The organism is Pandoraea commovens, assembly GCF_902459615.1.
Classification (GTDB): domain Bacteria; phylum Pseudomonadota; class Gammaproteobacteria; order Burkholderiales; family Burkholderiaceae; genus Pandoraea; species Pandoraea commovens.
The window spans coordinates 285,170-299,324 of sequence record NZ_CABPSA010000008.1 but is presented as its reverse complement, the minus strand read 5'-3'; the positions used below and the strand labels follow the sequence as shown (position 1 = coordinate 299,324).

The 14,155-nt window shown below is 61.6% G+C and carries 8 protein-coding genes and 1 riboswitch; of the genes, 1 reads left to right on the top strand and 7 read right to left on the bottom strand.

Annotation, left to right across the window (positions count from 1 at the left end):
* Window positions 1-70 precede the first annotated feature (70 nt).
* From PCO31010_RS21655 to PCO31010_RS21635, 5 genes are all read right to left on the bottom strand, one after another.
* Window positions 71-3,391 (bottom strand): autotransporter family protein, encoded by a 3,321-nt coding sequence (locus PCO31010_RS21655; RefSeq protein ID WP_150666084.1) that lies wholly within the window; start codon window positions 3,389-3,391, stop codon window positions 71-73.
* Window positions 3,392-3,810: 419 nt separating this feature from the next.
* Window positions 3,811-7,074, bottom strand: coding sequence for an autotransporter family protein (locus tag PCO31010_RS21650; protein ID WP_174985027.1), 3,264 nt, complete (start codon window positions 7,072-7,074; stop codon window positions 3,811-3,813).
* A 754-nt stretch (window positions 7,075-7,828) separates the two neighbouring features.
* Window positions 7,829-8,311 (bottom strand): transcriptional regulator NrdR, encoded by a 483-nt coding sequence (gene nrdR, locus PCO31010_RS21645; protein ID WP_039396961.1) that lies wholly within the window; start codon window positions 8,309-8,311, stop codon window positions 7,829-7,831.
* 17 nt (window positions 8,312-8,328) lie between these two features.
* Window positions 8,329-9,576: a serine hydroxymethyltransferase gene (gene glyA, locus PCO31010_RS21640; protein ID WP_150666082.1), complete on the bottom strand. Its 1,248-nt coding sequence runs from the start codon at window positions 9,574-9,576 to the stop codon at window positions 8,329-8,331.
* 98 nt (window positions 9,577-9,674) lie between these two features.
* A riboswitch (ZMP/ZTP riboswitch) is annotated at window positions 9,675-9,782 on the bottom strand.
* Window positions 9,783-9,813: 31 nt separating this feature from the next.
* The gene (locus tag PCO31010_RS21635; protein WP_150666136.1) at window positions 9,814-10,824 is read right to left on the bottom strand and encodes a zinc-dependent alcohol dehydrogenase family protein; all 1,011 of its coding nucleotides are present in this window, start codon (window positions 10,822-10,824) and stop codon (window positions 9,814-9,816) included.
* 129 nt (window positions 10,825-10,953) lie between these two features.
* Between PCO31010_RS21635 and PCO31010_RS21630 the strand changes: the two genes are divergently transcribed.
* Entirely contained in the window at window positions 10,954-11,886 is a 933-nt protein-coding gene (locus PCO31010_RS21630) for a LysR family transcriptional regulator (protein WP_150666081.1), read from the top strand.
* Window positions 11,887-11,935: 49 nt separating this feature from the next.
* Here the strand turns inward: PCO31010_RS21630 and PCO31010_RS21625 are convergent, their stop codons facing one another.
* Together PCO31010_RS21625 and PCO31010_RS21620 are read right to left on the bottom strand one after the other, a co-directional pair.
* On the bottom strand, window positions 11,936-13,267 hold the full coding sequence (locus tag PCO31010_RS21625) for a hypothetical protein (RefSeq protein ID WP_150666080.1): 1,332 nt from the start codon (window positions 13,265-13,267) through the stop codon (window positions 11,936-11,938).
* A gap of 230 nt (window positions 13,268-13,497) precedes the next feature.
* Window positions 13,498-14,079: a DJ-1/PfpI family protein gene (locus tag PCO31010_RS21620; protein ID WP_150666079.1), complete on the bottom strand. Its 582-nt coding sequence runs from the start codon at window positions 14,077-14,079 to the stop codon at window positions 13,498-13,500.
* Window positions 14,080-14,155 lie beyond the last annotated feature (76 nt).

Below are 14,155 nucleotides of genomic sequence, written 5' to 3'. Positions count from 1 at the left end.
ACCGGGCGGTTTGCTTTTGGGGGCCTCCTTGTTGCGACACGCGCTGTGGCGCCTGTCGCTGGCGTTCACGTCAGAACATGTACTTCGCCGTTACGCCACCCGCGATGGCCTTCTCCCCCGAGCGCAGGCTCAGATTGCCGCCGACATGGACGTTGAGTTGCCGGGTGACGCGCACGTCTGCGCCCAGATCGGCGGTGAAGATATCGCGGCCGAGCTTGACACCCTTTACCGTGAACGCACGCGGTGCACCATAAATGGCGTTCGTGAGGCTGCTTTGCGTATCGCCGAACTCGTGTTCGTACGCCAGCCTTAATGACGGAATCACGCTGCCGCCGCTCGTATTCACCAACTCGCGCCACAGACGCACGCCGAGAATGGCCCGTCGCGAGTTGCTGATCTGCGACCCGACGTGCAGGCCGTTGTTACCCTGTCCGGCGTCGCGATCCGTTTCGTCGTAGCCGTTCAGACGCGTCGAGGCGATCCGCATGCCGATAAACGGGTCGACGTTCATACCGCCGGCAAGCACACGCTGACCGACTTCGCCGAACAGCCCGAGCGTGCGGCCACTGGTCTTGCCGGACACACGTGCAGACACATCGTGCGCGGCCACGGTGCGCTCGGTCGTCACGTTATGGTTGGTGAAGAAGAGGCCGCCGTTGGCGAACCAGCGTGCGTCGCTCAGATACGAGCCGTACAGGCCGACGCTGGCGCTTCTGATGCTGGCGTCCCCTGGCAGATCGTCGGCGCGGGACGTCCGGCTGCCCAACCCGAACGCGACACCCACGAGCGCGTTCTGATTGAGGCGTTTGTCGACACCAAAGGCGCCGTCGATGCCCGAGATCGAGAAGCTCTGTTCGCCGTCACTTCGATTCGCGCCCGCGCCCTTGAACGAGCCCCAGACCGACACGCCGTTCTGGCCCGCGCGCTGCCCGTTGGTTGCATTGCAGTCGGGCAGCGAGCCGCCCGCGAGCATACGCGTCTGCATGCTGCTGCGAAAGGCGTCTGACGCGTTATAAGCAGCATCCGCATTGTTCACAAGCGATTCGCCCGAGAGCATGCGCGCCGCACGACGCTGCTCGGCGGAGCCTGCGGGAAGCAGCACCAACTGCCCGAGGACTGCACCGCCCACCCGGCCCTCGATGATGTCGTTGAGCGTCACGCCCTGAAGCGAATCGAGCAGGCCCTTCTCGTTGCCGGTGTAGGGAGCACTGGGGTCGAGAAACGCAATCTCCTTGCCCGGATCGATGACGACGTCACCGTCGCCGCCGTCGCCGCCCCCTTCGCCCGGCTGTGTCGGAATACTGCCGTAGTCGACCTCGCCGAGTTTCACGTCGGCATCGGGATCATGCGTGACGACCTGAATCTTCTTGTCGAGCAGTTCTTTAGGGGTCACCGATCCATCCGGGGTCAGAACGATCTTGGTATCCGTAAAGTCGCCCTTCTTTTTGATATGAATCGTGCCGCGATGCACTTCATCGGGCGCATTCGGATCACGCTTGGCGTCCGACTCGATCCTGGCATCCTTGCCTTTCGATTCGTACTCATCCATCACGATCCGGTAACCGTGGAGTTTGAGCGTGCCGGCATTCTCGAATTTCCTGACGTCATAGACATCGTTGGCCAGCGAGATCGTACCGGGTGCCCAGAGCGCGAGCAGGCCGGTACCGAGGGCGTTGCGGTGTGCTGCGGTGAGCGTACCGTTCTCGACCGTCAGCGAATCGATGCCGCTCTGGTCACCGCTGAACGTGAGGTTGCCGGTGCCGACTTTGGCGACGGTGGCACCGACCTTATCGGTGTCGAGCTTGACGATATCGCCGCTGAAGACGTCATCTTTGCCAAGCGCGCCGAGTTTGAGCGTCTTGCCGCCAGTGATCACTTGACCGCTGCCCGAAAGCGAGCCGATGGTGAGTGACCGTTCGGCCGGTGGATCGTCTCGGAGGTTGGATTCGAAGTCCACCAGACTGAGCACGCCGTCTTCCATTGCGATGGTTGCCGAGTCCGCCGTTGTCGTTCCGGAAAGATTGGTCAGGCCAGCGTTGACGATCTGGCGCGTCTCCAGATCGCTATCCACCACAGCGAGTAGCCCGTCCTTCCTGTTTTCAATGACCCCGGCGCCCCCCCTGGCTTTTCGCATCCCCACGAACCCACTGTTAAAGATCGTAGCGTCGGCGGCATTTGCCTCGTCGAACCCGACGACTCCGCCCTTCTCGACGTCGATGACGCTACGGCCGCCAGTCGAGCCCGGGTTGAATGTGAGTGCGCCTGCATCGTGGATCTGGAGCCTCGCCGCACCGGCACTCGTTCCCTTGAAGAACTCGATCGTGCCCCCCGGTGCGTCCGGTGGCTGCCCATCCGATTTCCCCGCACTCAGCGTGACGTGCTGCGCGGCATCCGAAATGCCCTCCCCGCCTTCCACGAAATTGAGCGCCCCCTTGCTGCCCACATTCATCGTCAGGGTGCCTTCCCCGTCGATGCCCTGATGAACGGAGAGCGTGCCGCCATCGACACGCACCGTGTGATTTGCGCCGTTGACCGCTCGGATCGTCCCCACGTCCCGCTGCTGATTGGTAGCGCCGTAAATGGCGTCGGACAATCGCCCGGAGCGCGCCGAAATCTCAAGCGTCGTTTCGGCATCGATCAGCGACTGGCCATCAACAGGCGCGTCATCCGACATGAAGTTGATCTGGTTCTTGTCATTCCATGTGACGTAGTCGGTATTAGGAACAAGATCCACCCCGTTGGCAGAGGCGTTCAATTCCTTGGTGACGCTCAGACGACTCGCCGTCTTTTCATCGTCGGCGTCACGCCAACGTTGAAGCTTATAGCCCACGACCTCGGAATCCTTCTTTGCCTGAACCAATGCCGCGAGCGACTCCTTGAATTTGTTCGCATCCCTCGTCAAGAGATCATCCAAGGCAGTGCGCTCCGGCCCGGCCAATGGATTCTGGCTATTCGCCAGCGCATCGACCTTCCCTCTCAGGACGTTCAGTGCCTGAATGAGATCCCTATCCTTCGGCAGCTCCTTGCCTTCATCTATCCGCTTTTGAACAACGTCGATGGCGCTTTGTATATCCTCCACCTGATTCCCCAGAGCCTTCTTCAACTCTTTGGCATCGGTAATGTTTGTCAGAGAGTTATGAATAGGAATCTCCGTTCCCAGCAGAGACATATTTTTTCCATGATCATCCGTTTTCTCTTTTTCGACGTTTTTTTGGTGCTCATCGAGGGGAATAAGCTCCTTCAACCTTTGCTCTCTGTTTTCTATCCCACTTGACTGAAGACTTCCTGCCGAAGCATTCGGAGCCCCCCCTATCACCGCCACTGCCATGATGATCGCCGCATAAATCTTTGTCTGACACAGCGCATACGACTTCGGAAGATTCCCTCGCATTAGACAACTCCTATTCAATTCGCCTCAAATGATGAATTTCCTCATCACGCTTCAGACAGTGGCTTGTCGGCCGCCATCATTCCGGCAAATTCTGGAGTCGATTTATCCGAATACTCCCGATATCAATGTGCTTTGGTACTTCACCCAATCATCAAAGATCAATCCAATAAACGTTAAATCCCAATGCGATTTCTTTTAAATTTCAATAAATCGCTCATACCCGGATGCGTTTTATCCGCCCCATCCCAAACGGACGTGGGCCTGACGCTGAGACGCCACATATTGCCCGTGCAATTGCGACATTTCCTCCGATAGTTTTTGGGAATTCGGAACGAAAAAACCCGCCGCGTCCTCGTGGACACGACGGGTTTCGTCGCCGCATTCAGCCGAGCCGCAACACGCGCGGCCCAGCCCATCACTTAGAAGCGATACTTCGCCGAAATGCCACCGCCCACCGCGCGCTCGCCCTGACGCACACTGACATTGCCGCCGACGTGCAGGTTGAATCGCTTCTTGAGCTGAAGGTCGACGCCGAGGTCAGCTGTGAAGACGTCTCGGCCCAGCTTCGCGCCCTTCACGCTGAACGCGCGCGGTGCGCCGTACAGCGAATTCGTCAGGCTCGTCTGCGTATTGCCGAACTCATGCTCGTACGCCAGACGCAGCATCGGCGTCACCTTGCCGCCGTCGAAGTCGATCACGTCACGCGAGAGGCGCACGCCCAGCACGCTGCGTGCCGACGTCTGCGACTGCGCGCCGACCTTCAGTCCGTCGTTTCCCGCGCCATCGCGATTCGTCTCGTCAAACGCATTCAGACGGGTCGACGCAAGACGCACACCGACTGACGGATCGACGTTGAAGCCCGCCACATCCAAACGTTTGCCGATCTCGCCGAAAGCGCCGAGCGTGTTACCGCTCGTCTTGCCCGACAGACGCGCCGATGCGTCGCGTGCCGCCACCGTGCGGTCCGTCGTCACGCTGTGACGGGTGTACGACACGCCACCGCCAACGAACAGGTTGGCGTCGTTCAGATACGAACCATAGAGACCGACGCTCACGCTGTTGATCTTTGACTCGCCCGGCATGCTCTTCGCCTTCGAGTTCTGGTTGCCCATACCGATCGACGCACCGACCACCGTGTTGCTGCCGATACGCTTGTCGACACCGATCGCACCATCGATGCCGCGCACGTCGAACGACAGGGCATCGCTACGTTGCGACGTGTTGCCCCCCGAGAACGACGCCCAGCCAGCGATGCCGTAGCTGTCTGCATTCGCACCGTTAGCGGTCTTGTCGCCGAACATTGCACCGCCCGCCAGCATGCGCGACTGCATGCCACGCTGGAACGCCGTCGTCGCACCCTGCGCGGCGAGGGCATTGTTCACCAGCGATTCGCCCGAAAGCAGGCTCGCCGAGCGGCGTTGCTCGTCCGAACCCGCCGTTTGCAGTGCCATCTCCGAGAGGACTTTGCCGCCGATCCTGCCCGAGGTCAGATCGCCCACGGTGACGCCGTCGACCGACGCCAGCACCGCCCGTTCGTTCGCGCTGTAATTGCCGTCAGTCGCCAGGTACTGCACGACGTTCTGGCTAGTGACGACGACCGAAGGGTTTGACGGATCGGTAGGATCGGTAGGGTCCGTGGGATCAGTGGTCGTCGTCGGATCGGTCGGATCGACCGTCTTCCCGCCGACGATGCTGCCGATCGTGACTTTGCCGAGCTTGGCCGTCTTCCCCTCGGCCACGCTCACCACGCCGAGCTTGTCCTGAACCTCAGCCAGCGCGATGTCGTTGGCAACGGTGACGTCGATGGCCGTGTTCGTGAAGTCGCTGTCTTCCGACACCTGAATCGCACCACCGGCGACGTTATCCCCCACGCGAGACACATGCGAACTGATTTTCGCGCCCGCCTTCGACGTGTACTTCTGCACAGCCAGCTTGTTCGTGCCGAGATCGATCCGACCGGCATTGTCGATGTGGTTCACGCCGTCGACATCGGACGCGAGCTTGACTCCGCCCTTATCCGTCACTGTCACTGTGCCCGAGCCCAATGCATTTGCATGTGCGGCCGTCACACTGCCGCCTTCGACGCGCAGGCTATCCACGCCACGCTGGTCACCGCCCAGCGTCAGGTCACCGGTACCGACCTTAACGACGCTCGCACCCGTTAACACCGCAGATCGTTTGGTCGACCTGGTTGCGCGGCGCAGCGTGTTCGACTGATCGCCGGACGACGCCTCCTCGCGCAGGATCTCGCCGTCGAAGCGGTCGTCTTCGTTGCGCTCGCCCAGCACGAGCTTCGTCTGGCCCGTGACGACCTTGCCGATGCCGCTCAGGGAGCCGAGGGAGAGCGTCTTATCGGGCTTGCCTTCCGAAGCCGTTGCCTCGATATCCGCGATGTTCAGCTTGCCGCCCAGCATTTCGATTTTGGCGTCGCGCGCTTGCGTATTGCCCCGCAGAGTAACGACACCGACGTTGGCCAATCCGAGTTGTTGCAAGTCCGAATCGAGCACGTCGACGTGCGCGTCGACACCGTTTATCAACGTCGCCGATCCGCCCGCCGTCCGTTCCAGATGTGTCGTGCCCAGATTGACGAGTTCGGCGCGTTGAAGATCGGCGTTCCGGAACGTCGCAAGCGCGCCCGACTGGTTTACGATATCGGCGCGACCGGCCTTCGACCCTGCCTGCAACGTGAGCGTCCCGTCGTTCTGGATGCTCGCAATAGCGGCATTCGCCGAATGGAACGTCGCGCTCGCCCCCTGTGCGATGTCGATGTCGCTGACGCCAGCGTTCGCACCCTCGGCGAAGTGCAGGCTTCCGCCCTTTTTCAGGATGATCGTTGCCGTGCCCGCGCTCGTGTGCTTACCAAACTCGATGGCCCCGCCTTCAGGCGATCCCTTTTCGCTGCGACCGGCCCACAACGTCACGTCCTTCGCATCCGACGAGACGCCGATGCCACCGTCGGCAAAGTGCAGCGTGCCTCCCTTGCCGACCGTGACGCCGAGTCGGCCTTCGCCCCCTATCTTCCGGTGAACATTCAGCGTACCGCCGTCGACCCGCACATCGTGGTCCGCTGACCCGCGCGCGTGGAGCGTGCCCACGTCGCGCACGCCGCCCGTTCCTCCGATCGCATCCGACTCCTCTCCCGAGCGACGGGTGAATTCAAGAATGCTGTCCTTGCCAAGCGCATTGTGGGTGTCGGTCGTCGCGTCCGCCCCCATGAAATTCGTCAGATGTCTGTCGCTCCACGTCAGCGCCCCCCCAAGCGTCGCTACGTTCGACGTGGTGACGCGGAGCTGACGGGTATTGGTGAGTCCGTTGAGCTCGACCTCGGACGTCACACCTTGCACGCGGTCGCGTTTCGTCCCCAGCAGACGCGCTTCGCGCTTGAGCGCCTCCAACGCCTGTTCACTGTCGGCGAGAAAACGAGCATGCTTTGCGACCTCCGTTTCCAGTGCCTTTTGCGCACGATCGATGTCGTCTTGCCGACCACCCCCTGCTGCGGCAGCGGCTTCTTCGAGCTTTTCCTTAAGCGCCGACAGTGCAAGCTTTTGCTTACGACCCGCATCGGTAAGCAGCGCATCTTCGATCTTTAGATCATCGGCAATGGAGGACGCCAGATGCCTGAAAGATTTCTCTCTATCCTCGTTCCCCACAGCATCGGCAACAACCTTATTTACCAAAGACAATTGAATATCGATTCCATCGGCAAAACGTGATGTAATTCTCGCCCTATCGATATCCCCCCTTAAACCTCCGATTGCACTCGCAATTTCCGAAATTCGATCATTGCGATTAATTTCCCATTGTGCAAGCTGCTGTGGCACCGCTTGCGCTTGAACGTAGACGGGCAACACGGCGGTCACCACCGCTGCAGCTGCCACACAAACCTTCGTCTGACGCAGGACATTCGACTTCGGATGATTCTTTTGCATTCGATAAATCTCTTATTTCAATTCACATCAAATAGCGAATTAACTCGCTATCGCCAAAACGGCGACACGCCTGCCACCATCAAGGTTGTGAATTCTAGAGACGAACTATCGAAATCCTGTCAACTCGGATAATTTTTAGTACTTACCCTATAATTCAATCAGAATTTTCATTTGGGATGATTCTTATCATAATCATTTAAATATTTTCAGAGTCATCCCAAAACAATGTTTATTCCGCTTCTTATTTCCCCAAAAGCGTCGATGCGTACAGCGCCCGCGCAACAGCGTGACAGCACCTTTCAGCCGCGTCCCATGCGTGAATTTCGGGTAGTTCCACGTCGAGGATGTCCGTTATCAACGTATGAGGATGCCGTGCGGATGCCCATAAAAAAACCCGTCGCGCCCTTTCAGGCTCGACGGGTTTTTCGTCATTCATTCGACCGGCGGGGCTTTCCCCACCTAGGTCTGTCCGGCAGGCTTAAACGCTGGCAGCGTATGCCACCCGTGCTCAGGCCACCGGCTTGCGCTTGGGCTTGACGTCTGGACTGTCGATTTCCTCAAGGACATCGCGGAACTCTGCGATGTCTTCGAAGCTTCGATACACCGACGCGAAGCGGATGTACGCAATCTTGTCCAACCGCTTCAACTCGCGCATCACGAGTTCGCCGATGCGCTGGCTGATCACTTCACGCTCGGCACCGGCCAGCAGCTTGTACTCGATGCGCGCAATCGCGGCATCCATCGCTTCGGCACTGACAGGGCGCTTGCGAATCGCCAACTGCATACTGGCGCGCACTTTCGCGCGGTCGTACTCGGCGCGACTGCCGTCTTTCTTGACGACGACCGGCATAGCGAGTTCGACGCGCTCGTAAGTCGTGAAGCGCTTGTCACACGACGGGCATTTCCGACGCCGCCGGATGGCGGCGCCGTCTTCCGCTTCACGCGAGTCGATGACCTGCGTGTCGTCGTGCCGGCAGAACGGGCAGCGCATGCGTGCGACGCCGTGGCTTAGCCGTAGACCGGGAAACGCTTGGTCAACTCAGCCACTTGTGCGCGCACGCGGGCCAGGTTTTCAGCGTCTTCCGGGTTGTCCAGCACGTCGGCGATCAGGTTGCCGACCTTTTCTGCTTCGGCTTCCTTGAAACCACGCGTGGTCATCGCCGGCGAGCCCAGACGGACACCGCTCGTCACGAACGGCTTTTCCGGATCGTTCGGAATCGCGTTCTTGTTGACGGTGATGTGCGCTTCGCCCAGCGCGGCTTCGGCAGCCTTACCTGTGATGTTCTTGGCGCGCAGGTCGACCAGCATCACGTGCGATTCGGTACGGCCCGACACGATACGCAGACCGCGCTTGACCAGCGTCTCGGCCATCACGCGTGCGTTCTTCGCGACTTGCTGTTGGTATTCCTTGAATTCCGGCGATGCGGCTTCCTTGAACGCGACGGCCTTACCGGCGATCACGTGCATGAGCGGACCACCCTGAATGCCCGGGAAGATGGCCGAGTTGATCGACTTCTCGAACTCCGCCTTCATGAGGATCACGCCACCGCGCGGGCCGCGCAGGCTCTTGTGCGTGGTCGTGGTGACGAAGTCGGCGTGCGGCACCGGGTTCGGGTACACACCCGCGGCGATCAGACCGGCGTAGTGCGCCATGTCGACCATGAAATAAGCGCCGACCGACTTGGCGATCTTGGCCATGCGCTCGAAATCGATCTTCAGCGCGAAGGCCGAGGCGCCTGCCACGATCATCTTCGGCTTGTGTTGTTGCGCCAGCTTCTCGGCGGCGTCGTAATCGATGTCTTCGGCTTCGTTCAGGCCGTAGCTCACGACGTTGAACCACTTGCCCGACATGTTGACCGGCGAACCGTGCGTGAGGTGACCGCCGTGCGCGAGGCTCATGCCCATGATCGTGTCGCCCGGCTTGAGCATGGCGAAGTACACGCCCTGGTTAGCCTGCGAGCCCGAGTTCGGCTGCACGTTGGCGGCTTCTGCGCCGAACAGTGCCTTCACACGGTCGATCGCCAGTTGTTCGACGACGTCGACATACTCGCAACCGCCGTAATAGCGCTTGCCCGGATAACCTTCCGCATACTTGTTGGTCAGCTGCGAACCCTGCGCTTCCATCACGGCCGGGCTGGTGTAGTTTTCCGACGCGATCAGTTCGATGTGATCTTCCTGACGCTGGTTTTCTTTCTGAATCGCTGCCCAGACGTCGGGATCGACGGAGGCAACGGTAGATTTCGATTTGTCGAACATGGCGGTTCCGTTGAGTTGAACAGATTTTCCGGGAGGGGATGCTGCGGCGCGTCTTCCTTTGTGCTTCGGAAGACGATAGACAGGGCAGCACCAACCATCACGGCTGCCCAGGCGAACGGCAAATAAGACCCCGGCGCTTCCCGGTGGGTTGCTCCACCTCGGGCACACAAGGGTGTGGGCCCTAATCGCCAGTCACGCGGGGTTTGTGGCGTCGATAGTTTATGCGAGCTTGGGACGTTAGGCAACTGACCCGGAGACACGCACCACCACCTTGCCGAACGCCCCGCGGCGCAGGTGAGACAGCGCCTGCGCGGCGTCGGCAAAGTCGTAGACGGCGTCCACCACCGGCGTAATGCCGTGGCGGTCGATCATCGCACTGAGCGCCTCCAGCCCCTGCCGGTGCCCCACCCCGATGCCCTGCACATGCGCCCGCTTGAGCAGCACCGGATAGACCGGGATTTGCAGGAAATCCCCGCCCAGCGTGCCGATCACCGAGACTTTGCCGTTGGGCGCGAGCGCCGACATCGTCTCGCGCATGTCGCCGCCAGCCAGTTCCAGCACCTGCTCGACGCCCCGCCCCTCGGTCAGTCGACGGACCTCGTCCGCCCAACCTTCCCGACGTTGGACCCCGTGCGTCACCCCCAGCGCCGCCGCGCGGGCCAGCTTTTCCTCGCTGCCGCTCACGACGATGGCCTTTGCCCCGCGTGCAAGCGCCAGTTGCGCGCCAAACAATGCCACACCGCCCGTGCCGATGGACAGCACCGTCTCGCCGGGCGCGAGCTTGCGGCCAGTCCCGAACAGCGCAAACCACGCGGTCAGCCCGGCACACGTCAACGTCGACGCGGCCACATCGTCAAGCGTGGACGGCGCGCGCACCAGCGCCGCCTGGTCGAATACCGCGTACTCCCGAAGCACACCCTGTAAGGTGCCACCGAAGATCTGCAAACCGGCCGGTGCCAGTTCCCCCTCGTCCCAGCGATCCCAGAACGTGTTGATAACGCGCTCGCCCACGCTCACCCGCGTCACGCCATCGCCCACGGCCACCACTTCCCCTGCCATGTCCGAACCGGGCACGAACGGAAATGTCACCGGCAATCCCATGCCGGTGTCGATCATGAGGGCGTCGCGATAGTTGAGCGACACTGCGTTGACCTTCACTAGCACCTGGCCCGCCCCGGGCGTCGGGACTTCCACGCTCGCCAGTTTGAGCGAGGCTTCGCCCAGCGTCGTCATTTGCCATTGCTGCATCGTTGTCATTGCCAATTTCCTCGTCGACGTTTTCAAAACGGATATCCCAGTGTGCCGGGTGGACAAGGATCAGCTTATTGGAGAATACTTCGCAGCAGTGACGGTAAATTCTCTACTAATTGGCGACTTATGAGAACCAATGAGACCTACACACCCAACCGGCTTTCGGGCATCTCGGCATTCGTCGCGGCGGTCGACGCCGGAAGCTTTGCGGGCGCGGCCGAACGGCTGCACCTCACCCGCTCGGCCGTCGCCAAACGTATCGGTCGACTGGAAACGCGGCTGGGCGTACGTCTGTTCCACCGCACCACCCGCAGCCAGCACCTGACCGGCGAAGGCCAGACGTTCTATCAACGTTGCACGAAGGTGCTGACGGAATTGTCCGAGGCAGAAGACGAACTGAGCGCCGGTTCGCAAACGCCGATGGGCAAGCTGCGCGTAACGATGCCCGTGCACATCGGGCGGCAGTGCATCGCGCCCGTGTTGCTGACGCTGGCGAAGGCGCATCCGCAATTGCGCCTCGAGATGGCGTTCTGCGACAGCCGCATCGATCTGGTGGAGGAAGGCTACGATCTGGCCGTGCGCAGCGGGCGGCTCCACGATACGCCCGGACTCAAAGCGCGTTCGCTGGGCGAGCAGACGATGATGCTGTGCGCGTCCCCTGCTTATCTGGCAACGTACGGCACACCGCAGACGGTTGAAGATCTCGCCGCTCACGAATGTCTGATGTACGGACGTGCGGGCAATCTGTATCGATGGCCCACGCCGATGATGCCCGCCGACGGTCCGCATCGCTCGCCGCGCTTCATCCTCGACGATCTGATCGCGCTCGTGGAAGCCGCCGAACAGGGGCTCGGCATCGCTTGCATGCCACACTGGGTCATCATGCGCGCGATCGACGACGGCACACTGGTGCGCTTGCTGCCGCAGATTCGCGTGCCGGGCACACCGTTGCATCTGGTCTGGCCCGACACGCGTCATCCGTCTCCCAAGCTGCGCGCCGCCATCGATACGCTCGTGAGCGCCGCACCGGCATTGCTGGGGATGCCGTCGGCGACCTGACGGTCAGATGGCGCTCAGACGCCGAAGCGTCTGAGGCCACCGTCGGCGATTAACGCTGCCCCGCACACCGGAACGGCGCCTGCCGAGCATCAATCGCCTTAGCACGCGTGCCATACATGTGCGCCCAGGTTTGCGCGGCCCACGTGCCGCCGAGGCGCTCCACCAAGTGATCGCGTTGCGCCAGCAGCCGGGGCACGAGCGCATCCGGTTCGCAGCACGCGGCCGCAGCGCCGGGTGAAGTACCGCACGCCGCATCTCCGGCCCTCGCCACTGCATGCGCGCTTTGCGCCCACGGCCGAATGTCCTGCGCAGAAATCCGGCCGAGCCGGTAGGCCATTTCGGCCGCCAGTGCACGCACGCCGACCGGGTTCTTCAATTCGTCGTGCACTGTCTTGTTCGACGCCCCGCCCGTGAGTCCCTTCAGACGACGGGCAAAGGGTGCGTAACGATCGCCGTAGGGTTGAGAGACATCCGCTAGCGCGTTAGCCTCAAGCGTGGCGGCGAAATCCGCCGAGTCGAAGTCGAGCGACATCGCATACGGCAGGTCGTTCTTGTCCCGCCAGACGCCGATGTTCTCCATGAAGACGTTGCACATATCCCGGTTGCCGAGCCAGAGCGCGGCGACATAGTGACGCTCGAGCGCACATTGATAGACGTCCGGCAACGCGTGACAAAGCCGATGGCGCATGACATTGCGACGCGCCAGTGCATCGGCATACCCCTTCGCCGCCTCGCCGCTCAGCGCATGGAACGGCGCGCCGTTGGATGCCACCATTCCCGCCATCTGCCGTCCCGCCGCCGTCGCCTCGTCCCTCGCCGATTGCAACCGGGAGATGTCGCGCGCGCCGGGTCCATCGGCACCGGATGCGCCTTCGAAGACACGCCACGCATCGTCACTCTCCAGCCAGTCGCCGAGATCTTGATATCGGGACAGAAACGTCGTTGCCAGATAGACGCGCGCCGGATCGTGCGTCCCATCGAACGCTTGCGAGCACCCGCGCACCAGCACGGCCGTAGGCGTCGCCAGTCCCACTGCGCCGAAGAGTCGCGACGCCAGCCATGCCTGCGCGGCATGCCCCGCGCTCGGGCACGCCTTGACGACGTACTGAGGCATATCCGCGTGCGGTGTGAGCGACATGCGAATGGCCGCACCCGTGCTGCCCAGCGGCATGGCATCGGTCACGCGCGTGGCGTTGGAGAAATCGTAGGGGCCGATGTCCGGCAATGCCGCACCACTGCCGTCGTGCCCGACGACCGCTCCGAAGATGCCCAATGGCCCGGCTTCCGGCAACAAGCTCGCGCGCCCGGCAACGTCGCCGATGAGCTTGTCGTGGCGGTGGTGATCGATGTCACCGTGAACGAGGAAAGTGTTGACCTGCATCGCGACGCTCCCTGGTCGTGGCAGGGGGCCGTGACGTGTGCGGACGCCGGCCTCCCCGGTTGAGACCGGCAATCTTGCTGCGGCGTCGGGCATCCAGCTTTCGAAAATGAGGCAAGATCGGACAAATCCGCCGCGCGTCTGCGGCCACGACCGCAGCGGCGGCGACGTCCGATGGGAGGTTTTGCCTTACAACGCCTTTAGGGCTGCATTACGGCCGCATTACGGCTGCATTACAGCTCGATTTTCGTACCGAGCACGACGAGGAACTGTGCGATCCACGCGGGGTGCGCGGGCCACGCCGGGGCGGTCACGAGTTTGCCGTCGGTATGGGCGTCGTCGATGGCGATCTCCATGTACTTCCCGCCCGCCAGACGCACTTCCGGCGCACACGCCGGATACGCCGAGCATTCACGCCCTTCGATCACACCGGCGGCCGCCAGCAATTGCGCGCCGTGACAGATCGCGGCAATCGGCTTGTCGTTCTCGGCAAAGTGGCGCACGGCGGCGAGCACCTGCTCGTTCAACCGCAGATACTCGGGGGCGCGGCCACCGGGGATCACCAGCGCGTCGAAGTCCGCTGGCGAGAGGCCGTCGAACGTCGCGTTGAGGGTGAAGTCGTGACCGCGTTTCTCGCTGTAGGTCTGATCGCCTTCGAAATCGTGAATCGCGGTGCGCACCTTGTCGCCCGCCTTCTTGCCAGGGCAGACGACTTCCACGCGATGCCCGACGGCCATCAGCGCTTGCACCGGCACCATCAGCTCGTAGTCTTCGACGTAGTCGCCCGCCAACACCAGAATCCGCTTCTTGCCCATGTGACTCTCCGTTCAGAGAAAAAATGGAAGGGAAACAGCCCCTCCATGTTACTCAATTCCGGTGACGTACCTGAGA